Source organism: Paenibacillus sp. FSL H7-0326 (genome assembly GCF_001955535.1).
Lineage (GTDB): Bacteria > Bacillota > Bacilli > Paenibacillales > Paenibacillaceae > Paenibacillus > Paenibacillus shunpengii.
Genome location: NZ_MPVN01000027.1, coordinates 1 through 506, shown reverse-complemented (window position 1 = coordinate 506; position 506 = coordinate 1). Strand labels below are relative to the sequence as shown.

Here is a 506-nt window from a genome sequence, read left to right as displayed (position 1 = left end):
CAACACCCGAAGCCGGTGGGGTAACCGCAAGGAGCCAGCCGTCGAAGGTGGGGTAGATGATTGGGGTGAAGTCGTAACAAGGTAGCCGTATCGGAAGGTGCGGCTGGATCACCTCCTTTCTATGGAGAATCGTCTTCTGCAACGAAGACATTCAAATATACGCACGACGAAAGTCGGCGGATCACTTTGCAATAGCAAAGTAACACTCACTCGTTGTTCGGTTTTGAGAGTTCAACTCTCAATTTGTTCTTTGAAAACTAGATAAACGAAACAATTTTGCGATTTAGAAATATCCTTTTCACTTTACTCGTGTCAAAACAAGTAAAGTATGAAATAGAGTGCTTAGTGAGGTTTTTGGATGAAGAACGACTTTTGACGCAGTCAACTGGAGAGATTCAGCCAAAACACCGAACGTTGGTTAAGCTATTAAGAGCACACGGAGGATGCCTAGGCGCTAGGAGCCGATGAAGGACGTGGCGAACAACGATACTGCCTCGGGGAGCTGT

General features: G+C 46.4%; 2 rRNA genes. Both read left to right on the top strand.

The annotated features are described in order from the left end of the window. Positions 1-119 (top strand): 16S ribosomal RNA (locus tag BK126_RS28670); the annotation flags it as partial. A gap of 297 nt (positions 120-416) precedes the next feature. Further along, positions 417-506 (top strand): 23S ribosomal RNA (locus BK126_RS28665); the annotation flags it as partial.